Source organism: Paenibacillus sp. J2L1-98 (assembly GCF_056269405.1).
In genome coordinates this window covers 108024-129631 of the sequence record NZ_JBWDNW010000018.1, presented here as the reverse complement: position 1 = coordinate 129631, position 21608 = coordinate 108024, and the positions used below count along the sequence as shown (strand labels likewise).

Annotated in this window: 19 protein-coding genes; 7 read left to right on the top strand and 12 right to left on the bottom strand. The window is 50.4% G+C overall.

The genetic code is table 11. From position 1 onward, the window contains the following. The coding region (locus AC0YNZ_RS24170; protein ID WP_475829051.1) for a polymer-forming cytoskeletal protein at positions 1-388 on the bottom strand (388 nt) is incomplete at its 3' end. A 110-nt stretch (positions 389-498) separates the two neighbouring features. On the opposite strand from AC0YNZ_RS24170, the gene AC0YNZ_RS24165 reads away from it, so the two are divergent. Beyond that, a complete protein-coding gene (locus AC0YNZ_RS24165) occupies positions 499-774 on the top strand; it encodes a hypothetical protein (protein ID WP_475829042.1) in 276 nt (91 codons plus the stop codon). Between the two features lie 143 nt (positions 775-917). Here AC0YNZ_RS24165 and AC0YNZ_RS24160 read toward each other — a convergent pair whose 3' ends face one another. The 6 genes from AC0YNZ_RS24160 to AC0YNZ_RS24135 form a co-directional block, all read right to left on the bottom strand. Next, the gene (locus tag AC0YNZ_RS24160; RefSeq protein WP_475829041.1) at positions 918-2036 is read right to left on the bottom strand and encodes a S1C family serine protease; all 1119 of its coding nucleotides are present in this window, start codon (positions 2034-2036) and stop codon (positions 918-920) included. A 12-nt stretch (positions 2037-2048) separates the two neighbouring features. Next, positions 2049-3302 (bottom strand): FxLYD domain-containing protein, encoded by a 1254-nt coding sequence (locus tag AC0YNZ_RS24155; protein WP_475829040.1) that lies wholly within the window; start codon positions 3300-3302, stop codon positions 2049-2051. A 174-nt stretch (positions 3303-3476) separates the two neighbouring features. Then, the gene (locus AC0YNZ_RS24150) at positions 3477-4361 is read right to left on the bottom strand and encodes a DUF4405 domain-containing protein (protein ID WP_475829039.1); all 885 of its coding nucleotides are present in this window, start codon (positions 4359-4361) and stop codon (positions 3477-3479) included. 246 nt (positions 4362-4607) lie between these two features. After that, positions 4608-5486, bottom strand: coding sequence for a UTP--glucose-1-phosphate uridylyltransferase GalU (gene galU / locus AC0YNZ_RS24145; RefSeq protein ID WP_475829038.1), 879 nt, complete (start codon positions 5484-5486; stop codon positions 4608-4610). Positions 5487-5574: 88 nt separating this feature from the next. Beyond that, complete coding sequence (locus tag AC0YNZ_RS24140) at positions 5575-6966, bottom strand: sensor histidine kinase (protein WP_475829037.1); 1392 nt, start codon at positions 6964-6966, stop codon at positions 5575-5577. Next, on the bottom strand, positions 6963-7637 hold the full coding sequence (locus AC0YNZ_RS24135; protein WP_475829036.1) for a response regulator transcription factor: 675 nt from the start codon (positions 7635-7637) through the stop codon (positions 6963-6965). The genes AC0YNZ_RS24140 and AC0YNZ_RS24135 overlap by 4 nt, the downstream gene beginning before the upstream one ends. Positions 7638-7794: 157 nt before the next feature. Between AC0YNZ_RS24135 and trxB the strand changes: the two genes are divergently transcribed. The 3 genes from trxB to AC0YNZ_RS24120 all read left to right on the top strand — a co-directional run bounded on the left by trxB (position 7795) and on the right by AC0YNZ_RS24120 (position 12132). Next, entirely contained in the window at positions 7795-8736 is a 942-nt protein-coding gene (gene trxB, locus AC0YNZ_RS24130) for a thioredoxin-disulfide reductase (RefSeq protein WP_475829050.1), read from the top strand. 233 nt (positions 8737-8969) lie between these two features. Continuing rightward, positions 8970-10934 carry a glycoside hydrolase family 13 protein gene (locus AC0YNZ_RS24125; RefSeq protein ID WP_475829035.1) on the top strand — a complete coding sequence of 655 codons (1965 nt, stop codon included), beginning with the start codon at positions 8970-8972 and terminating at the stop codon, positions 10932-10934. A 136-nt stretch (positions 10935-11070) separates the two neighbouring features. Next, a complete protein-coding gene (locus AC0YNZ_RS24120; RefSeq protein WP_475829034.1) occupies positions 11071-12132 on the top strand; it encodes an S-layer homology domain-containing protein in 1062 nt (353 codons plus the stop codon). Positions 12133-12344: 212 nt separating this feature from the next. Here the strand turns inward: AC0YNZ_RS24120 and AC0YNZ_RS24115 are convergent, their stop codons facing one another. Together AC0YNZ_RS24115 and AC0YNZ_RS24110 are read right to left on the bottom strand one after the other, a co-directional pair. Further along, a complete protein-coding gene (locus AC0YNZ_RS24115) occupies positions 12345-13607 on the bottom strand; it encodes an MFS transporter (RefSeq protein WP_475829049.1) in 1263 nt (420 codons plus the stop codon). Positions 13608-13749: 142 nt separating this feature from the next. Continuing rightward, on the bottom strand, positions 13750-14757 hold the full coding sequence (locus AC0YNZ_RS24110; RefSeq protein ID WP_475829033.1) for a zinc-dependent alcohol dehydrogenase family protein: 1008 nt from the start codon (positions 14755-14757) through the stop codon (positions 13750-13752). A 503-nt stretch (positions 14758-15260) separates the two neighbouring features. Between AC0YNZ_RS24110 and AC0YNZ_RS24105 the strand changes: the two genes are divergently transcribed. Continuing rightward, entirely contained in the window at positions 15261-16592 is a 1332-nt protein-coding gene (locus AC0YNZ_RS24105; protein ID WP_475829032.1) for an epoxide hydrolase family protein, read from the top strand. A 272-nt stretch (positions 16593-16864) separates the two neighbouring features. On the opposite strand, the gene AC0YNZ_RS24100 is transcribed toward AC0YNZ_RS24105, so the two are convergent. Continuing rightward, a complete protein-coding gene (locus AC0YNZ_RS24100; protein WP_475829031.1) occupies positions 16865-16996 on the bottom strand; it encodes a hypothetical protein in 132 nt (43 codons plus the stop codon). Positions 16997-17505: 509 nt separating this feature from the next. Between AC0YNZ_RS24100 and AC0YNZ_RS24095 the strand changes: the two genes are divergently transcribed. Both AC0YNZ_RS24095 and AC0YNZ_RS24090 read left to right on the top strand, forming a co-directional pair. Continuing rightward, positions 17506-18468 (top strand): LacI family DNA-binding transcriptional regulator, encoded by a 963-nt coding sequence (locus tag AC0YNZ_RS24095; RefSeq protein ID WP_475829048.1) that lies wholly within the window; start codon positions 17506-17508, stop codon positions 18466-18468. A gap of 135 nt (positions 18469-18603) precedes the next feature. Next, positions 18604-19881 carry an MFS transporter gene (locus AC0YNZ_RS24090; protein WP_475829030.1) on the top strand — a complete coding sequence of 426 codons (1278 nt, stop codon included), beginning with the start codon at positions 18604-18606 and terminating at the stop codon, positions 19879-19881. Between the two features lie 15 nt (positions 19882-19896). On the opposite strand, the gene AC0YNZ_RS24085 is transcribed toward AC0YNZ_RS24090, so the two are convergent. Together AC0YNZ_RS24085 and AC0YNZ_RS24080 are read right to left on the bottom strand one after the other, a co-directional pair. After that, a complete protein-coding gene (locus AC0YNZ_RS24085; protein ID WP_110771308.1) occupies positions 19897-20712 on the bottom strand; it encodes a carbohydrate ABC transporter permease in 816 nt (271 codons plus the stop codon). 21 nt (positions 20713-20733) lie between these two features. Then, complete coding sequence (locus AC0YNZ_RS24080; protein ID WP_475829029.1) at positions 20734-21606, bottom strand: carbohydrate ABC transporter permease; 873 nt, start codon at positions 21604-21606, stop codon at positions 20734-20736. Positions 21607-21608 lie beyond the last annotated feature (2 nt).

The window sequence follows — 21608 nt, the reverse complement described above, 5'->3', positions numbered from 1 at the left end:
TTCCCTCCTGGACCCGGACCGTTCCCTCCTGGACCCGGACCGTTCCCTCCTGGACCCGGACCGTTCCCTCCTGGACCCGGACCGTTCCCTCCTGGACCCGGACCGTTCCCTGGACCCGGACCGTTCCCTGGACCCGGACCGTTCCCTGGACCCGGACCGTTCCCTGGACCTGGACCATTCCCTGGACCCGGACCGTTCCCTGGACCTGGACCGTTCCCTGGACCCGGACCGTTCCCTGGACCCGGACCGTTCCCTGGACCCGGACCGTTCCCTGGACCCGGACCGTTCCCTGGACCTGGACCGTTCCCTGGACCCGGACCGTTCCCTGGACCTGGACCGTTCCCTGGACCCGGACCGTTCCCTGGACCCGGACCGTTCCCTGTTCCATTTCCGGTTCCGTTTCCGTTCCCACAACCGTTCCCACCTGGACCGCTAGCAACGGTAACGGTTGTCATTAACGGGGGAGGAACGTTCCCTAACGTAACGCAAGCCTATCGCGTGCGATTCTTTCCGGGTATGGCGATCTATCAAGCGCTTGCAGCAACCGGCGCCGTCCGTTTCAATTTTAGAGGACAAATCATATCTGTAAGCGGCGTTCCGATTGGCCGCAACATCAGCTATCGTCTTCAGTTGAACGGACGCAGTATTCCAGCGTCGCTGCTTAACTTCCCCGTTCAACGCTTTGACACTGTAGCTCTTGAGCTCATTTACAATCCTTTCTTCCGCGAGGATGAAGCCGAATCCGAAGCTGAGGAGACAAACGAGTATGACTGATGCCGTCTTTCGGCAAAAAATGTAATAAAGCATGAGCTCCAACAGCAGCCCCTTTAATATAAAAAAAGGAGCTGGAAAGAGACGTCTCCCCTGGACGTCATTTTCCAGTTCCTTTTCTTTCGCCTGCCCCTTCGGGAAACCTTTTACTTAATTGCCTTTCCTTTTCCGCTTATGAGCTTTAATTGATCGTTTTCGTAGCCTACCTCATAGGTGACCTGATACTTGCTGAGCACATATTTGCCGTCAACCCGCTCATCCGCTGAAATGACCGCGATAACCGTTGCGTTATCATCCCTGCTGTCCGTTACTTGCATATTATCGATGACTACATTTAACGTTCCTAAGTAGCCCTCCCTGAACTTCTCGTAGCTTGTGCCTTCCTTCCAGTTGCCGCCAAGCAGCGAGTACGCATAGACATAATCGGCGTTGTTCAGGCTGTCGTAAAAATGAGTTACGAGATAACCCGCGTACTCTTCTACCGAAGCATCCTCCTCCAAAATAGCCGATTCAGCCGAAAGCTCCAGCTCGGGAAGCTCGGTCATCGGCTCGCTCGACCAGCCCTCGGCAATCTCGATAACGTTCGCAATCGGAATGCTGAAGCCGATCGAGCCTTGCTCGTAGCCAGCTGAGTTAATGCCGAGCACCTCGCCCGTCTTCTGATCGACGAGCGGCCCTCCGCTGTTGCCGGGAGCGATTGGCGCCGAGATTTGATACAGATCCGAATACAAGTAAGGCTCGATTTCAAAGCTTCTGCCTATGCCGCTAATAATGCCGGTCGTAACCGTATTTTGAAATCCTAGCGGACTGCCTACAGCCAGCACCTCGTCGCCTACCTCCGCTTTCTCGCCTTGTACAACCTCCAGAGGCTCGGTTCCGGCCAAAGCGTTTACGCGAACGACGGCGACATCCGTCTCCGTGCTGATGCCGATAACCTCTCCGTCCAGCTCGCGCGCATCCGCCGTTTTAATTTTCACCTTACGGGAGCCTGCAACGACATGCGCGTTCGTAATCAGATCGCCTTCCCAATTGTAGAGAAATCCGGAGCCTTGCGAGCCGTTTTCCGCTTCAATCATAACGACGAGCTTCTGCGTCTCAAAAATAATATCTTTAAGCGTCTTCGCCTTGCCCCCATCAGCAGCAGCAAGCAGCGGCTTCCCTGTAAGCCGGTTTGGCACATCTGAATGGATGAACAAAGCAGCAGCTATTCCTCCGCACACAATAAGGGCCGATGCGATGACGCTGATCCATGCCTTTTTACTCATCTCATCGCCCCCTTAATCCAAATACCAAGTCGCATGATCAATGACGACGGTCGTATTTTCTACATCGACGCCATACACGGTGCCCGTAAAGCTCATCTTCTCGCCAGGCTCGACATAATCCGGCGCCGCTTCGGCCGTGCCCGAGCCCACCTCTTTGCCTTCAGCATCGTAGACGATAAACTTAACGGTGATCGAATAAATAGGCCGTGTAGCCGCGTTTTTCAGCTCTGCTGTTATGTTAAGGTCGCCAAACTCATCAAGCGAAGACTCCATATGTACAACCTCGACGGCTGCCGTCTGGTTTTTCAAATCCTCTGCCGCCGCTTGCTGCATCGCTTGTTCCAACCGCTGCTGCTCGGTCTTCTCATATTCTGCCTGTGCTTCGTTAATGCGTTTCACAAGCGAGAGCAGGCGTTCATTATCTTTGGCAAAAGCAAGCGCCCTGTCCGTCGCCGTCAGCGCGTCCGTATAATTTTTTTTCATAAGCAGCGCTTCAGCTTCCTTGCAGCTAATATCCACGATTTTCGCAATAATCTGCTCCTGTAAGACAGCTGCTTCTTCACCCTCTAAATGATTCGCTACGTTAAGCTTCGATTCAAGCTCATCGACTGTACGCAGATCGGCCAGCTCATCTGTCAGCTTCATAACGCCAAGCTGCTCCGTATAAACGCCCAGCTGCTCCTTCACCATCGCGTAGACCGGCTCCGTGTGGCCCTTAAGCCCATTCCTTGCCTGCTTTAGCGTCTGCTCCGCTTCCGTAAGCTTCCGCTCCTCGAGCAGCTTCCCGGCAGCCTTAACCGAACGCGACAGCTCATCAACCAGAGCTGCGATTTCGGCATCCTTCTGCAGAGCGGCAAAGCCCGGACGGGCATCCGCCGCTTCCTTAAGCAGCGCCTGCGCCTCAGCATACTTCCCAGCCAGCGCCAAAGCCTTCGCCTCGGCTTGAAGCTTGATCACTCTATCATTAATTCCTGATTGATATATATAGTAACTAGAAACTGAACCAGCCGTAACAAGCGCAAGCACAACGGGCACCAGCCATGCCCATAAGGAGCTCCCGGCGCTCCGCCTCAAGTCAGCGTTTGGCCTATTCGACTGTTCGCCTGCTAATTCTGTCTCTATGGATGCAGCAGTCTCGCTTAAGACCTCAGCTCTCTCAGCATCTAATGCCGCTGCAGGTTCCTCTTCCGCAGCGAGCAGTCTTCCGCATTGACTGCAATAGATCGCATCGTCTGTCCGCTTCTTTCCGCAATGATGGCAATACACTTCCGTTCATCCCCCAGCAACTCATACTCTCCTCACACATCTATCTATTTTATATGAAATAGTAAAAAATCACCATTTCAAAATAGCAGGAAATTTTTCACTTTATTCATGCAGTGAACGACAAAAAAACCTTCCGCAGTCTCCTGGAAGGTTTTATGCCGCTCGTTTATTCAATTAAACAGATTCTATCTTATTAGCCAACCTGCCCGCTCTCTTCCTGCCGGCTTTTTCGAGGTAATAGGTGAGAATGATGAATACGCCTATGATGCCGAAGTATGTCGCGATGACGCCCCAGGCGCTGGGACTTTGAAAGCCCCCTTCCCTTCCTCCCGGTCCTTGAGCAGGTCTTTCGCCCAAATCAGGCTGCTCGGATTGACCCGTCGCTGCCCCTGGCGGCGCAAAGGCTTCGTCCATAGACGGTCTTTGGCCTTCGAACCGTCCTCCTCTTTCCCCTCCGCCAGGCATTTCCGAAGATGTGATGCCAACTACGCCGCCTATGCTGCTTATCCTCTGTGCGAAGTCGGTGACATACATCTGATAACAGCCGAACATAAGAATGAGAACCGTCGCAGTCCATGCGAGTATGCGGGGAATTCTCGAAGCGCCGGCCGTTTTTCTTTTCAGAAACGATCTGCAAACTTGAATGACCCACTGCCAATGAAGCCCAACGTGAATGCCAATCAAAATGAGGGCCAGGAAGGAAATGCTTATATGGGCAGTTTGGAACCACCGCTGATCGCCGATGTTGATACTTGGGAAAACGATTCTCGATATCAGAATCCCGCTGACGATAATAAAAGTCATTGTGGTCAGCAGGGACAGATTCAGTAAATATCCGAAGCGTGTCTTGCCGGGTAATTTCCGGTCCAGTATCCGGGCAGATACTTTAACGACCCATTTCCAATTCAGCAGGACGTGGGTAATAAAGGCAACGCCGATGCTAAGTCCCGCTATTTCATGAAACGTCAATCCGCCGAGCACCCGGTCATTAAACAACAGAACGAAGGTAACCGCCATTGCAAGGTCCAGTATAAATTTCACATAATTAATTTTCTTCAAGTTTGTCCGTCTCCAATCCATTCATCCTGATAATGTAATGGAGTCATTATCCGCTTCGTTGCTTAATCCAAAGTGAATACAAGTTGAAAGTTTGCTGAAAGTTTTACAAAAACGAGCTGAATACAAAAAAAAAACGACCCCTCCGCATGTTATGCGCGCAAGAATCGTTTTCTTCCTAGACTAAGCCTGCTCTTTTTTAATCGCTTTAAGCCGTTTCATCACATCGTTTGAACCAATGACAGATACTTATGAGTTCGTCTCCTTTAGCCTCTCCAATAAGTATCTTCTGACATCCCCGGAAAGATCTGCGCGCTCCAATGCGAAATCGATTGTTGCCTGCACGAAGCCCAGCTTGTCGCCCACATCATGTCTGCGGCCGTCGAAGCGGTAAGCCGTTAACGAGGCTATACGATTCAATTCCTGCAAGCTGTCCGTCAGCTGGATTTCTCCCGCCTTTCCAGGCGCCGCTCTCTCAAGCAGATCGAATATGGCATTATCAAGCACGTATCGTCCGACAACCGCGTAATTAGAAGGCGCATACCCCGGAGCCGGCTTCTCGATAATGTCGCGGACGCGCGCAACCTGCTGGCCCCGCTCAATATCAACAATGCCATACTTATGCGTCTGATCCCACGGCACTTCCATAACGGCTACGACAGACGAATGCTGCTGCTCATACACGTCGATCATTTGGCGCAAACACGGCGGCTCCGATTTCAGAATATCATCCCCGAGCAGTACGGCAAAGGGTTCGTCTGCAATGAAACGGCGGGCGCACAGAACGGCATGGCCGAGGCCTAGCGGCTCCTTCTGACGAACGTAGTAAATGTCCGCCAGCTGCGATATTTTACGGACCACTTCCAACATTTCCTCGTTATGACGCGCCTCAAGCTCCATTTCGAGTTCGGCCGATTTATCAAAATGATCCTCGATCGCCCGCTTGTTGCGGCCGCTGACGATCACGATGCTCTCGATGCCGGACTGAACCGCCTCTTCTACTATATACTGAATGGCTGGCTTATCGATGATTGGGAGCATTTCCTTCGGCTGCGCTTTCGTGGCCGGCAAAAATCTGGTTCCTAATCCCCCAGCGGGAATAATCGCTTTCCGTATCCGCTTTTCCATTCAAGCCCCTCCCCCAAATCATTACCTGACTCGCATATATTCCCTCCATCATAACCATTCTATAATTAATTATCAAAAAAAATGACCTTTACTGGCTAAGCGGAATAAGCGGAAGCCGGACGACGAAGCTTGCGCCGGAAAGCTGGTCGGCATTTGGATCCAGCGTGATGCTCCCGCCGTGAATGGCGGCAATGGTTTGCGCGATCGATAACCCGAGTCCGCTTCCCCCTTGGCTTCGGTCTCTGGAAGCATCCCCCTTATAAAATCGTTCAAACACACGCTCCCGGTCCTCTTCGCTAATTCCGACCCCCGTATCGGAAATTCGAACGATTGCGAAGCCGTCCTGCTCGGATAACGAGAAGAAGATTTTCCCGCCCTCCGGCGTAAATTTCATACTGTTCGCAAACAGGTTCATCCACACCTGGTTAAGCTGATCCCGGTCTGCGGTAATGACCGTTTCTTCCATCAGCAGCTCCACCGTCTGCCGCTTGGCGATCCAATGCGGCTCGCAGGCCAGCACGATATCGCGCAGCTGACGGTCCAATCTATAGGGCTGAGGATGAAAAGGATGGTGCTGCGAATCAAGCGACGCCAAATTGAGCAAATTTTCGCTTAGACGGGACAGCCGCATGCTCTCCTGCTTTATGATGCTAATATAGCGGTCCCGCTCGGCTTCAGTTACGTCCTTGCTGCGCAGCGCTTCCGCAAAGCCGCCTATCGAGGTGAGGGGTGACTGTATTTCATGCGATACGTTCGAAACGAAGTCCTGACGCATCATTTCGAGCTGCGATAAGCTTAGCGCCATCCTGTTCATACCCTCGGCCAGCTCGCCAAGCTCATCGCCGCGCCTGACGGGCAAGCGTACGGTGAAATCTCCTTCCGACATCCGCGTCGCAGCGTTTGTCATCATTTTTAGCGGCCTCACCAAATAACGCGCTGCCACCAGAATAAGCACGCTTCCGACCACGAGCAGCGTGACGAGCAGCGTAACGGCGGTCCATATAAAGTTGCTGTTTTGCGGAAAACGATCCGGTTGGACGAATAAGGCCCATTTCTCATTGCCGAACTGCACCAGCTTGCCGAAGGCAGGCGGCGAAGGGGGCTCGCCTTCCTCCCGGTTGAATATGTCCAGCCTCACCGTACTGCCGCCGAATACTTTTGCCAGCTGCGCATAAGTGAGTCTTTCCACGATGAGATCGCTGCGCTCGCCGACCGTCACAAGCCGGTTGGAGCTGCTGACTGCGATGATGGATTGCCCCTGCAGCGCCGACATTTCCTCCAAAAACGCCTTCATCGACGCCGGCTTGGAAACGGCATAAAGCTGCTCGATGCGGTCAATCGCCTTCTCCATCTGGTTCGGCAGCTGCCCCCTTGCATCCCGCTTAAACAATTGATTCGTAAATAGAAAGGCAATTCCGATGCTGAGGAGCACGATTACGAGAAAAGTAGCTGTTATCCGGACATACAAGCTGCGTATCATGCCCACTCCTCCAGCCTGTAGCCGAGCCCGCGGATCGTGACGATACGGAAGCGGTACTGCTCCTCGGGGAAACGGTCGCGCAGCCTTTTGATATGTACATCGACTGTCCGCTCGTCACCCTCGTAATCCATTCCCCATATTTGCTCAATGAGTTGATCCCTCGCAAAGGTTTTGCCCGGATAACTTGCCAGCTTGAACAGCAGCTCGAACTCCTTCGGCGGCAAGGTAAACTTCTCTCCGCCCGCTGCTATATGAAAGTCGGTTTGATTCATGATGACGTCGCCGAATTCGACCGTCCGGGACGCGGTAATCCGGTATCTTTTGAGCAGCGCCTTGACCCGGACGACCAGCTCCGGCGGGTCGAACGGCTTGACCATATAATCATCCGCTCCAAGCTCGAAGCCCTTCACCTTCTGCGAGGTCTCCCCTTTGGCCGTCAGCATGAGCAGCGGAATATCATAGCTTGCGCGCATAGCTGCGCACAGCGCCCAGCCGTCCATACGCGGCATCATCACATCGATGACCGCAAGATCAGCGCGAACCGCCTCCAGCTTCTCTAATGCGTCAACACCATCTATTGCCTCAATAACCTGGTAGCCCTCTCTTCTCAAAAAGAGGCTGACCAGCTCGCGAATGTTCGAATCATCGTCTGCAACTATGATTTTCGGCATCGTACCTATCCTCCCGCGCTGCTTATGTAATCGTTACAATAAGCATACAATACGAACATGAACGTTACATGAACGATATTGACTTTGATGCTAGATTGTAATAATTTTAATGTAGTACTTATTATATTAATTAAGTCCCGAATGGAGGATATAGATGATGCATAAAACAATCATTATTGGTACAGGTCCCGCCGGATTAACGGCTGCTATTTACCTCGCTCGCGCGAATATGGAGCCGCTCGTTATCGAAGGGTGGCAGCCAGGCGGCCAGCTTACGACGACTACGGAGGTTGAGAACTTCCCGGGCTTCCCTGACGGGATTTTGGGCAGCGAGCTCATGTCCAACATGCGCAAGCAAGCGCAGCGCTTCGGTGCCAAATTCAAAACCGGCTCCGTGAAAAGCGTGGACTTCAGCAAGCGTCCATACACACTCGACGTTGAAGGGATCGGCGAGCTGCAAGCGGAGTCGATCATTATCTCGACAGGCGCTTCCGCCAAATACCTTGGCATCCCGGGCGAGCAAGAAAATATCGGACGCGGCGTGAGCACTTGCGCTACCTGCGACGGCTTCTTCTTCCGCGGCAAAAAGATTATCGTAGTAGGCGGCGGCGACTCCGCAATGGAGGAAGCGGTGTTCCTCACGCGCTTCGCTTCCGAGGTGAGACTCGTTCACCGCCGCGAAGATTTGCGCGCTTCGAAAATTATGCAGGACCGCGCCCGCGCCAACGACAAAATCGTATGGAGCTTAAACCGCACCCCGCTTGAGGTCGCTGCAACAGGAATGGGTCTGCAGGGACTGAAAGTGCGCAATAATGAAACCGGCGAAGAAGAACTGCTCGAGACAGACGGCTTATTTGTTACGATTGGGCATACGCCTAATACCGGCTTCCTTGGCGGCCAAATCGATACCGATGAGCAGGGCTACATTATCGTGAAGCCTGGCACCTCGGAGACGAACATCCCAGGCGTATACGCCTGCGGCGACGTGCAGGACCGCCAATACCGCCAAGCGATTACGGCAGCGGGAAGCGGCTGCATGGCCGCTCTCGATTGCGAGCGTTTCTTGGAATCGCAAGCGCATGAAGCGGCTCACGCGTAAACTTTTTTCCCGAATTGACTAGATCAATACATGCAAATTATGTATAATAAATTTGTTGAGAGATACAATAGAAAGGCAATGCTACCGCAACCATTTGTTCGGAATATGCTTCGCGTGAGCGGCGCCTGAACGTATTATGGGAGAAGGTACAACCTCGGCTTTTATGAGCAGAGGTTGTGCCTTTTTTCGCGTTTTAAGCCATTTTTCCATACCAATCATAAGGAGCGAAAAAAATGTTATTAGAAGCTGTTTATCACAGACCGAAGCAAAACTGGGCTTACGCCTACGACGGAAAAACGCTGCACCTTCGATTGCGCACCAAAAAAGACGATGTTGCCGAAGCCGTGGCAATCGTTGGCGACAAATATGCATGGAAACAAACCATCACTACAGTTGCGATGCGTATTTTCTCCTCAGATGAGAGGTTCGACTATTGGGAAACGGCCGTTATCCCCCCGTTCCGCCGGCTGCGTTACGCGTTTCGCTTGACTAGCGGGGATGAGACGGTGTTTTTTACTGAAAAAGGCTTCGAGCAAACGATGCCGGGACATTCAAATTATTTTTTCGATTTTCCATATATTAATCCAATCGACGTTTTCAAGCCGCCGGCTTGGCTTAAGGACGCTGTCTTCTATCAAATATTCCCTGAGCGTTTCGCGAAAGGCGATCCGTCGCTTGATCCCGGGGACGTGCTGCCTTGGGGCGGCACGCCGACTCCGCAAAACTTTTTTGGCGGCGATCTGCAGGGTGTCATCGACCACTTGGATCATTTGTCCGCGCTCGGCATCAATGCTGTCTATTTCACTCCCTTGTTCGAGGCGACAACGAATCATAAGTATGACACGCAGGACTATATGAAGGTTGACCCGCATTTCGGCACGAACGAGAAGCTGAAGGAATTGGTTGACGCCTGCCACGCCCGCGGCATTCGCGTCCTGCTTGATGCGGTATTCAATCATTCCGGCAAGACTTTCCCTCCGTTTGTCGATGCGCAAAAGAATGGCCGGCAATCGAAATATGCGGACTGGTTCTACGTTCGGGAATGGCCGCTGCAGGTTGTTGACGGCGTGCCTTCTTACGAAACGTTCGGGTTTGAGCCGCTGATGCCGAAGCTGAACACCGAGCATCCTGAAGTGAAACAGTATTTGCTCGAGGTCGCGCGTTACTGGGTCGAAGAAATCGGAATCGATGGCTGGCGTCTCGACGTTGCCAATGAGGTTGACCATCAATTTTGGCGCGAGTTCAGGAAGACGGTGAAATCCGTTAATCCGGAGGCGTACATTTTGGGCGAAATTTGGCATGATGCGATGTCGTGGCTGCAGGGCGATCAATTCGATGCGGTCATGAACTACCCATTTACGAATGCGGTGCTTGATTTCTTCGCCTATCAGACAATTGACGCAGCTGCCTTTGCCCATGCGATCGGCACGCAGCTTGCCGCATACCCGCAGCAGGTGACGGAAACGGCCTTCAATTTGCTCGATAGCCACGACACGCCAAGGCTGCTGACGATTTGCGAAGATAACATCGGTTCGATGAAGCTTTCGTCGTTGTTCCAGCTGACTTTCCCGGGAACGCCATGTATTTATTACGGCGACGAGGTAGGAATAAATGGAGAAGGCGATCCCGGATGCCGCAAATGCATGGTTTGGGATCCAGCGGAACAAAACACTGAGCTTCTGCAATTTTATAAAACAGCAATCGGACTTCGCCACAGCCACAGCGCGCTTCGCAGCGCGGACATTCGCTTCGTGCACGTCGGCGAATCGGACGGCACCTTGGTGTATGAGCGCCGCGATGGCGGTCAGCGCTTGCTTGTCGCGCTGAATGCGCGCGGCAAAGCGGCTGATCTGCGCTTCACCGTTGAATCTGCGCCGGCAGATAACGGGGCTGTTCCGTTCGCAGTTGCGTTTACAGGCTTTGCTAGTGCGGAGGCGCTTGAGGAAGCAGCAGCCGTTGCTGCCGCGCCTGCTGAGGCTGCCGGAGAGGCGAGCGCAGCCGCAATGTTGAACGAGGAGACAGTAACAGCGGCAAAGGCAGCAGCAGTTGCTTGCGGAGGCGAATCCGCTTGGACGACACTCTTCTCGAGCACAAGCACTCCGGCTGCCGGCTCTACGCTGGCAAGCAATGCCAATGGTCAGTTAAAACTCTCATTGCCTGCTTATGGCTACATCATTTTGCAGCAAGTAACGGTATAACGGCAAACGAAAGAGGCAGCCTTCATTCGGCCTGCCTTTTTCCGTTGTTAATCCCTTGAATTTCCACTAGAATATTCTGCCTTTCTTTGATATTCTCATAAAGGAATTTTTTTCAACCAGGAGAGGAACATCAAAAATGAAAAATGTTTATTTTCGCAGTACGATCTTCTTGCTTTTATCCATGCTTCTGATTTATCCGCTTCAGTCTGTACAAGTGAATGCGGCTGAGCTCGATCCTTTGGAGATGTATTTTCCAGGGGATATAGAAGAGCACTGGGCATATTACGAGCTGGACAACTTTGTAAACGCAGATTTGCTGCGGGGTTATGTGGACCAGGAAGGATATGTTACGGTAAAGCCAAACAATCCAATAAGCCGCGCGGAATTTGTCTCGATTTTGGTTCGCGCATTAGGCTTGACAAGCGATGCGGCCGGAACGGCTTTTACTGACGTTGAGCAAAGTAAGTGGTACTTCGATTCGATTCGCGTTGCCAGCTCCCTTGGTATCGTTAGCGGGATTAGCGAAACAAAATTCGGGCCTAATCAACTGATCAAACGCGGCGAGATCGCTACAATGGTCGTTAGAGCCTTTTCTTCCTCTGTACAATTTGAAGGAGAAACGAAGCAATTTTCGGATGTACCCGACTACTTCGCTAAAGAATCCATTTTAAAAGCAAGCCAAGCCGGTATTGTACGGGGAGCAAGTGAAACGGAATTCAAGCCTTTCGCCAATGCGACAAGAGCTGAAGCCGTTGTCATGCTGCAGCGTGCGTTAGACTTGCAAAAAAGCGCACTGCCTGAAGACAGTCTGCTCACAACTGCCGTGCTAGATTTAGAGGAGCAGGAAAATCAAAAAATCAAAGATAAAGCCTATGATCAATTAGATGCTGTATATGCGCAATTTTATACGGGTTATTATTTAGCGTATAACCATGCTTTTTCTGAAGAAATGATTGCGCATATCAACCAAGGATATGAGCTTGAATTTGAGAAAATCAGCGATCAAAATCTGACGATCGTCGACAAAACGGATCGTTTCGCCGTAATTCAGTCGGAAGGCGGCAGCTACAAAGTAACGACCACGAAAGATAATGAAGCAAACACAGATACAGTGGCAACCGACGGCACTTACTTATTGAAGAAAATGAATGACAACAGTTGGAAAATCTACATGTACTATCAGGATGAGCAGCAATAAACGAATTCGGTCTTTTGATAGATTTCTTAAAAAAAGGAGTGTGAACGACTAACGTTCACGCTCCTATTTTCTTTCAGCTGCTTACGCAGATTACATCACGGTGAACAGGAATTTTGGAATAGAATACGGGGAGATCCAAAAACTGCTGACGACATTCAGTTTTCGGCTTCCCTTCTTCCCCGATCTGTAATATTTCCGATACGTTCCCAAAACTATACTGCCTCTTTGATCATTCGTTGTTCGGCTTTGACTTCCGGCACTTTCAAGTAATCCGTGATGGCTGCGCCTGCAAAATATAGTATCGCAAAGATCCACATCACGCCTCCCGTACCTATACTTCCAATGAATACTCCAACGATTGCAGGCCCCAAGAATGCGCTTAAACCGGCCCCCAGGTTCACGACAGATAAAGCGGCGCCTTTATTGTGCGGCTCAAGAGAAGCCACTAAAGCGTGTATAGGGACATAACCGGCCAATCCTATGCCGAATGCGCAGCCTACCAGCATCATTCCCCAATAGTTGTGGCCCGCAAATTGCGGTAAGTAATAAATGGCAAGCGTCGAGATTCCGCAGAGCACTCCTCCGAACCACTTGCAGGTTTGTCTCCAGCCTATTTTGTCTCCCACCACTCCGAAAATTAAATTGAAAATAATGTTCACAATAAAAAGAGTAGCATAAATCTGCAGCCATTCGCTCAGAGAGAAACCAAATTCCGACAGATAAGTAGGCATGAAGACGACAAACCCGAATGAGGCGGTTGTACAAATAGTTCTTACGAGTCCCCCTAAAGCTACCTTCGGGTTATGAAACATAATCGTAAATCCTTTGAGCAGCTCTTTCGTTTTGTTGCCCGCTGTGTGCTGTCCTTCAAATCTGTCTTTATTCACATAGATCGCACAGATTCCACCAATGGTTACAAATATCAAAGCCGTCCATAATGTGTTTATTTCTCCTATCTTTGGAATCATGTAGCTAGAATAGAATGCACCAGATACATTCAATCCGCCTGTGAAAGCAACCCAAAACCATCCGATTGCGGTTGCCAGTTTTTGTTTTGGACTGCGGTAAGTCACCCAAACCAAGAAAGAGTAAGAGAATAGCGGATATCCGAGGCCCCTTAGCGCATAGAAAGGAAGCATGGCGACATAATCATTATGAGGAATCGCCCATCCGACAAAACCAATTGTACCGGTGATAAAAAACAACAATCCGATGGACATTGCTTTCCTTGGTCCCCAGGCTTGTACAAACACTCCTGAAATCCATGAAGAGATTGCCAGCATGATACCGTATAACGTGAGGAGAAAAGCGGATTGTTCCATGGTTAATCCCTTTTCCAACAAATAGGGGGACAACCAACCATGTTCTAAACCATCGCCTATCATAAAAAAAAGAACCCCAAGATAACCCCATGTCAAATTTGACGGTATCCCTAACCGATCGGCTAAAACACTGTTTCCTGTAATCATTTTCATTCCCTCATCACCACCTAAAGAAGATAAAAGATCCATTTTGCACTCCAACGACAATATTGAAAGGCTCTATATTCCTATCATGCCGAAGGGCAAGGCTTCCGGTCGGAAGCTTTGCCCTTCAATCATTTGGATCATTCTCCGGTTATAGTTTAATTTGAACTTTTAACAGATTTGGATCCTTCGGCATTGCAAAGAAATCTGCCGTTTCTTCCAAGGATATCACTTTAGAAATGAGCGGTGTGAGCTCAAATCTCCCTTCCTTCACCCATTTCAACGCAGGTAAAAACGTATAGTTGATGGCCATGGAGCCAAGGAGCGTCCAATCCTTATTGAATAATTTGAAAGGATCTAGCTGTACCCTTGCATTTTCAGCAGTAACGCCGAATTGAAGATACTTCGCAACAGGCCCCATGAATTCGAACGCTTTTTCAATGACGGCAGGGATGCCGGTGACATCTACCACGACATCGAAACCGTATGGAACGATATCTTTACTTAAAGCGGTGTCCAGATCCTTGCTCAGTACACCTTTAGTAGCCCCGAAGGTAAGCGCCAGATCCAATTTTTCTTGGGATACGTCGACGACCACCAGCTCAGAGGCGCCGGACTTGGCAATCGATTGAACCAGCTGCTGTCCCATGGCCCCGGCCCCAAACAGGATGACCCGATTACCTACCTGAAGCTGCAAACGATTCATACCGTGCACCACACAGGCCATCGGTTCAATGAAAGCCCCTTCTTCAAAAGACATGGTATCCGGCAATTTGACTGCATTTCGTGCCGGTACAGCGACGAATTCGGCCATGCTTCCGTTAACCGTAACGCCGACCGCCGCCCAATTCACGCAATGATTGCCCCGATGGGTAAGACAAAACTCGCAAGCTCCGCATAATATGTTCGGGTCCGCACTGACACGGTCACCGACTTCCCACCCTATTACCCCTTCCCCGATTTCGAAGATGATGCCGGAAAACTCATGGCCTGGAATGATAGGAAAAGGAGAAATGTACTCCCCTTCATAGATGTGAAAATCCGTGCCGCAAATACCTACATTTTCAACCTTAATCGTCATCTCTCCCGGACCCGGCTTCGGATAAGGAACATCCTTTACAACGGCTTTACGCGGTGCTTCGATTACTAATGCTTTCATTGGTAGTCACCTCTACTAGGAATGATGTCAACATTTAATACATTGTTTAAATTTTATTTCTTCCTTCCACATACCTTTATTCATAATTTCTTTACTTATTGTAAGAGGAAACTCTGCTTTATGGTTATATAACTTAAATAGATTTGGCAATGACTTCATGCCATTTTTTAATTATGAATTTTCATCATTAGCGGCGAAGCATCATTTCATAATGAAGAGGTCTTGTCCTGAATGTTTACCATAATTGCGACTGAAGACGTGAATTGAAATTAATTTTTGATAAAAAGAATGATCGATAAACGAAGGGATCGAAAGAAGAGGCCGGGCGAAGTTGAGGCCTCTGTCACAGGCAGGCGATATAATCCGCTGTGCGGATCATCATAAAGTATTAGACTGTTGGGTGCTTCAGTATTACTCCGAAAAATGGAATAATAATTTCACTCCGGATGGAATCTAACGGAAGGGTATCCATAAAAAACTTTCCGAATGGAGCGTTACTACTTATGAGCAGCAGATACTGGTTTCGTTTGGCAATGATTTTGGTCCTGTCCCTAGGATTGACGGTCTGCGGCACTAATGCCAATGCTAAAGGCGGGAATCCGCAAGCAAATCTCCAAAAATCTAAAACTAATCAAAAGGAGATAAAACAGCTACCTACAGACAAGAACGCCATTCGTCCGTTTCATGTGAATGTTCCGGAAGCAGAACTTACTGAATTGCGCAGGCGCATAAACACGACAATATGGCCTGATAAGGAAACGGTCTCGGATCAATCGCAAGGCGTGCAGCTCGCGACGATTCAGGAACTCGCGCGCTATTGGGCGACAGATTACGACTGGCGCAAGATCGAGACGAAGCTGAACGCCCTGCCGCAGTTCATCACCGAGATCGACGGTCTGGACATTCACTTCATTCACGTTCGTTCGAAGCATAAAGGTGCTTTGCCGCTCATCGTCACGCACGGATGGCCCGGCTCGATCATCGAGTTGCTGAAGATTATCGAGCCGCTTACCAATCCCACGGCATATGGCGGGAAGGCATCGGACGCTTTCGATCTGGTGATTCCATCGATGCCTGGCTATGGATTTTCGGGCAAGCCAACCACGACCGGCTGGGATCCCGACCACATAGCACGTGCCTGGGCAGAGCTGATGAAGCGCCTTGGATACACAAAGTATGTGGCACAGGGAGGCGACTGGGGTGCGGTTGTCACGGATTTGCTGGCTGTACAGGCGCCTCCGGGACTGGTTGGCATTCACTCCAACATGCCTGGCACGGTTCCGGCCTACATTGATAAGGCGCTCAAGTGCGACAGCCCGCCGCCCGCCGGTCTCTCAGATGACGAGAAGATCGCGTACAAGCAGCTGGAATTCTTCTACAAGCACACCGGCTACGCCCAAATAATGGGGACGCGCCCGCAGACGCTGACCGGACTGGCGGATTCGCCCGTCGGTTTGGCAGCCTTTATGATTGACCATGACGCGCGTAGTCTGGAGCTGATCTCGAAGGCCTTTGCCGGACACCCCGGAGGCCTTACGCGAGACGATGTCCTCGACAACATCACGCTCTATTGGCTGACTAACACGGCGATTTCTTCGGCTCGTCTCTACTGGGAGAACAAGTACCCCTTTTTCACCGTTAAGGGCGTCTCCATCCCGGTTGCCGTGAGCGTCTTTCCTGACGAGCTCTATCAAGCACCGAAGAGTTGGGCAGAGCGGGCATATCCCAAACTCATGTATTACAATAAGCTCGGCAAGGGCGGACACTTCGCGGCGTGGGAGCAGCCAGAACTTTTCACAGCAGAACTCCGCGCCGCATTCAAGTCGCTGCGCTAATCGGAGTTAGGTGGAATACGCTCATGCCGTTATAATTGGTGTTTTCTGAAAGCACCATTCATTCAATCGGTTATTGAATTGGCAAAGAAACGTTGAACTAACGAAGAACGTTTGTACAATCACAGGCCGAAACAGCAGCGGCCGAATAAGACTTTATTTTTCACGTCTTATTCGGCCGCTGTTTCTTTACTCAGACACCTATCCTCGGCATTCCCTTTGACACGCTTATGTAGAGGATCCCTCTAAGAGACCCGATTTTGTTTTTATAAGTATTAAACGGACTTATTTTTAAGCTGCTTTTGTAATTGAGCGATTTGTTTCTGCATCTGCTCTATCTGCAATTGCATTTGCTGCTGTCCACGTTGTTGTTCTTGTTGATCCTTTTGAGACTGAATTTGAGCCATCTGGTTCTGCTCTAGTGCAAGAGCTTGCCCGGCAGTACTGATGATATCCCCGGCCGTACTGAGCAGCTGCCCAAAGAATTGTATGAGATCCGGAAGATTATCGGCATTAACAGCCGGCTCAGCCGTATTATTGACTTTACCTTTTCCACTTTTTGCGCCTCTTCCAAGGTAATCACTGTTGTGTCTTATATAAATCCCTCATTTCTCGAAAAGCGAAGCTATAACAAATTATTCGCTATGGTTTAATTAGGTGCCAGTCTAGTTGGCTTGCCGTTGGCATCGGAGGCCTCGGTCTATGTGCAAAATAACAAAAAAGCTGAGCTGCATGGCGCCTAGTTGAATAGCTGCTCCATTATTTATTATAGCTGCCTCTAGACAGCGGCTTATGGTTCATGCCATAATGACTTAAACGATTAAGCTTTTGTTTTCTAGGCATAATCAACTATAAATTTCCCCTTAGCGAGCATTAAGCTCATACATTCACAGCCTGAGCAGATGTTGCGAAATATATTTGCTCCGGCAACCATTTAAGGAGTTGTATTCCTATAAAAAAAGCTACACTGAAGGATATCGCGAAGGCTTCCGGTGTGTCTGTCGCTACGGTTAGCTACGTGCTCAACAACGTCGCAAACCAGACAATCCCGGATGAAACGAAGTGCCGGGTGCTGGATGCGGCAAAACAATTAAACTACGTTCCGAACCTGGCTGCCCGGTCGCTGGTGAAGCAAAAATCGGGCTTGATCGGCATCCTCATTAATAGAAGTGAACACGAAGGCTTCTGGAAACAGCTCCGCTACGCTTCATTTATTAATCGGCTTGAGCGGCTTCTGACGGATCGAGGCTACCATGTCGTCCTGTTCAGCCTTGATGCCGCTAATCCGAAGCTCGACATTATATCGGAACGAAAGCTGGACGGCGTATTTGTAGTAGACGTGAAGCGCGAAAATTTCCATCTGATCTCAAGCCATTTTTCAGTTGGTGTGCCGCTTATCGTCATTGACAGTATTATTGAGGATTTACTGTTTTATAAGGTGAATTATGATTATGAAGAAGCTTTTGCAATGGCCGGAGCCTCCTCCCAGCTTAATCAGAGCTACGTCGTTATTGACAGCTTCAACAATGCAGAGCTTATCCAGTCTATTCGCAGCAGCATCGGCATTGATCCCAGCCTGTTTCACATGATGGAGGATGAAGAGCGGCTCGAGCGCTTTCTTGAACGACATGCGGAGAAAACCGGCATTGTGATCAACGAGTTTATCGGCGCGATCGCAGCCAAATATGTTGACGCAACGAAGCTTACCGTTATTTGCACTGCAGATTGCCCCGACATCCTGCCGGCGGCAGTGACTCGGATACAATACGATAACCGCAAGTCCGAAGAAGCCTTTCAGCTGATGATGAAGCTTATTGACAATCCCATGAATGGTCCTGAACATAAATATATTGAAGTAAAAGCCAGCCATAGCAAATGATCGTGCTTTGTATAGCAGCAAAAGAGCTGCGGACGGAGGAACGTGGAGCATGCGGCTTTAATGATGCAGAGTCAACTCTGCCTTTTATTTTATAAACTTAAACGTTTAAGTCTCACAATATGAGGAGGAATCACCATGCTTCAACTGAAAAAAAATTCAGAGCCCTCTGCATCCGCCGTCCGGCAGCAAAATTCCGGCGCACTGTCCATTTGGCGCAACCGCTCGTTTATGTTCGTCTTCACCAGCTACAGCTTATCCTTGCTTGGCAATACCTTTCACAGCATCGCCCTTAACCTCTGGGTGCTGCAAACGACCGGAAGCGCTAAGCTTATGTCCGTCGTACTCATCACCCACCTTGTTATCAGCATGCTGTTCGGGTCATTCGCCGGCACCATCGCGGACCGTACAGACCGCCGCACATTAATGTGGGCAACCGATCTTATCCGTTTTGTACTCGTTGCTGCGATCGCTGTTCTGATCTATTTGCCAAGCGTGCCGTTTATTTTTATCGTCATTTTAACCGGTCTTGTCGCTTTCGCTGGTGTGCTTCGTACGCCAGCCTTTCAAGCTTCGCTTGTCGATATTGTCGGTAAGGAACAGCTGACCGGGGCTGTAGGAGCCATTAGTATTGCGGATAATTTGACTCGTATCTCGGGATTCGCGCTTGGGGGCATTGCGGTCGCCGCCTTCGGAGGCGTATTTGCAATAGCCATTGATGCTTTTACTTTTCTGATGTCCGCGATCCTTCTTCTGTTTGCAGGCAAATTCCCTTATTCGGCAGAAAAGGACGCCGCGAAGCCGCAAGCCTCATTTAAACAAGATTTATTAACCGGCTTCCGCTACGTTTGGAACGACCCTTTTGCCAGAGCCGCCGTCATCCTGCTTCCGCTCGTCATGTTCTTCTTTCTGTCTACGTTTATGCTTATTCAAGTGATGGCGGTTCAGGTGTGGAAGGCGGAGCCTTTCGTATTCGGGATGCTGGAAGCCTGTATCCCGTTAGGCTACGTGGCCGGCTCCATCCTCATTATGCGGCTCGACCGGCGGTTAAAAAACAGAGGAAAATGGATCATCGTGAGCATGATCCTGATGGGTCCGTTATTCATTGCGATTGCTCAGCTGCCGACCGCTGCGGCAGCCCTGCCGCTAATCTTTTTCGTCGGCTTTCTGTTCTCATTCAGTACGACCATTATTTTTATCGTTCTACGGGTAGTCATCGAGCCTGCTCTGCAAGGCAGAGTGTTCGGACTGCTCGGTGCGCTAACGAGCGTGGCGCCCCCTATCGGGTTAACCATCTTCTCAACCCTGTCCGACATCTATGGGCCGGCTATTATAATAACAGTAAGCGGCACCGCCATGCTCCTTATCGGCAGCATAGCGTACAGCCGCATGAAGCAGATCCGAAATATCAATTAGCCGGTGCGTTTCCAGTCATCCCTTCAATGAGCCCGCAAGCGCGCCGGATATGAAATAACGTTGGAGAAAAACATACAAGGCAATCATCGGCAGCGCCGTTACTACGACTCCAGCGAGAAGCACCGGATAGTCCGTAATATATTCGCCGCGGAATTGCAGCATGGCCAGCGGCAGTGTCAGCTTGTCTTTGCCGTTCAGCAGCAGCATCGGGAACAACAGATCATTCCATACGATGACGAACAAAAAAGCAGCCGTTGCCGCGAGGTATGGCGCGCTAAGCGGAAACGCGATCCGCAGCAGCAGCGTCCTTTCGCCTGCGCCGTCGATTTCACCCGCCTCCAAAATCTCCTTCGGCAGCGTCTTCATAAAACCCGATAGCATAAATACGGACAGCGGCAGCAGCACAGAAGCGGACACGATGATCAGTCCCGTCAAAGAATTGCTCCAGCCAAGCTTATGGACGAACGCATAGATCGGGATCATATTCACCTGCGACGGCACCATCAGCCCAATGGCGAACAAGCCGAACACAGATGCGCCTACTCTCCGGCCCGAACGCATAATGCCGTAGGCGATGAAGCCCGCGAGCAGCAGCTCAAGCGCGACCGTCGCCAAAGTAACGATTATACTATTGCGAAAATAAGCCCACATTGGCTGCCCGTCAAACAATGCTTTAAAGTTGTGGAACGACAGCGACTCCGGCAGCCCCAGCGGATTCGCGTAAAACTGCGGCGCTGTCTTTAATGACGTGAATAACACAATAAGCAGCGGAACGAGAATAACAGCCGCGAAGAGCAGCAGCAGCATTTTGCCTAACCATTTTAGAGCCAATCGAATTCACCTGCCTGCATACTAATAGGATACGCGATCCGTCCGCAGCGCGCGGAACTGAAGAAACGTAATAAACGAAATGAGCGCGAGGAAATATACGGATGCCGTCGAAGCTTTGCCAAACGTATAGTTCATGAATGCCGAGTTATAAATGTAAGTCGATAAAATTTCGGTGGAATACGCCGGACCGCCTCCGGTCATCGTAAACACGAGATCGAATGCCTTAAACGATTGAATCGTCGTATACGACACGACAATCGCCGCAGCCGGCGCAAGGAGCGGCCATATGACGCGGAAGAACAGCTGCAGCCTTGTAGCCCCATCCAGCTTGGCCGATTCGACAAGCTCCTCCGGTATGGCTTGCAGACCCGCAACGAACAAAATGATCATCTGACCGATGTGCGCCCACGCCTGTACAGCTGCGACCGAGAAAATCGCGATGCCCGTGTCGCCAAGCCAGTTTTGTGTCCAGGCAGACAGCCCTGCGGCCTCCAACAGCCCATTCAGCAGCCCCAGTGACGGATCATAAACGAATGTCCAAATAAATCCAACCGAGACCGACGATAAAATCGTTGGCACAAAATAAAGCGAGCGGAGCGCCACGTTTACTTTCGACTGCTTCGATAGCTGAAGCGCCAGCAGCAGCGAGACTGCCGTCTGCAAAATGACGACAGCTACCATAAACTTCAGATTGTTCACAAGCGATTTGTGAAAAATAATATCTTTGGCCACGTTCGCATAGTTATCCGCACCGATAAACCGGTAGGACGGCGATAAGCCGTCCCAGTCCGTTAAGGAGTAATAAAAACCCGTTACCGTCGGATAAATGAATAGCGCGAGGTAAAGCGCGATGCCGGGCACAAAAAACGGTAAAAGCTTCGCATACTTTTTCATCG

Bases quoted from the DNA above. Each gene is read 5' to 3' on its own strand.
- AC0YNZ_RS24160 (WP_475829041.1), bottom strand. From the start codon at position 2,036: ATGAGTAAAAAGGCATGGATCAGCGTCATCGCATCGGCCCTTATTGTG.
- galU (WP_475829038.1), bottom strand. From the start codon at position 5,486: ATGGAAAAGCGGATACGGAAAGCGATTATTCCCGCTGGGGGATTAGGA.
- AC0YNZ_RS24140 (WP_475829037.1), bottom strand. From the start codon at position 6,966: ATGATACGCAGCTTGTATGTCCGGATAACAGCTACTTTTCTCGTAATC.
- AC0YNZ_RS24135 (WP_475829036.1), bottom strand. From the start codon at position 7,637: ATGCCGAAAATCATAGTTGCAGACGATGATTCGAACATTCGCGAGCTG.
- trxB (WP_475829050.1), top strand. From the start codon at position 7,795: ATGCATAAAACAATCATTATTGGTACAGGTCCCGCCGGATTAACGGCT.
- AC0YNZ_RS24125 (WP_475829035.1), top strand. From the start codon at position 8,970: ATGTTATTAGAAGCTGTTTATCACAGACCGAAGCAAAACTGGGCTTAC.
- AC0YNZ_RS24120 (WP_475829034.1), top strand. From the start codon at position 11,071: ATGAAAAATGTTTATTTTCGCAGTACGATCTTCTTGCTTTTATCCATG.
- AC0YNZ_RS24115 (WP_475829049.1), bottom strand. From the start codon at position 13,607: ATGAAAATGATTACAGGAAACAGTGTTTTAGCCGATCGGTTAGGGATA.
- AC0YNZ_RS24110 (WP_475829033.1), bottom strand. From the start codon at position 14,757: ATGAAAGCATTAGTAATCGAAGCACCGCGTAAAGCCGTTGTAAAGGAT.
- AC0YNZ_RS24105 (WP_475829032.1), top strand. From the start codon at position 15,261: ATGAGCAGCAGATACTGGTTTCGTTTGGCAATGATTTTGGTCCTGTCC.
- AC0YNZ_RS24100 (WP_475829031.1), bottom strand. From the start codon at position 16,996: ATGGCTCAAATTCAGTCTCAAAAGGATCAACAAGAACAACAACGTGGA.
- AC0YNZ_RS24090 (WP_475829030.1), top strand. From the start codon at position 18,604: ATGCTTCAACTGAAAAAAAATTCAGAGCCCTCTGCATCCGCCGTCCGG.
- AC0YNZ_RS24080 (WP_475829029.1), bottom strand. From the start codon at position 21,606: ATGAAAAAGTATGCGAAGCTTTTACCGTTTTTTGTGCCCGGCATCGCG.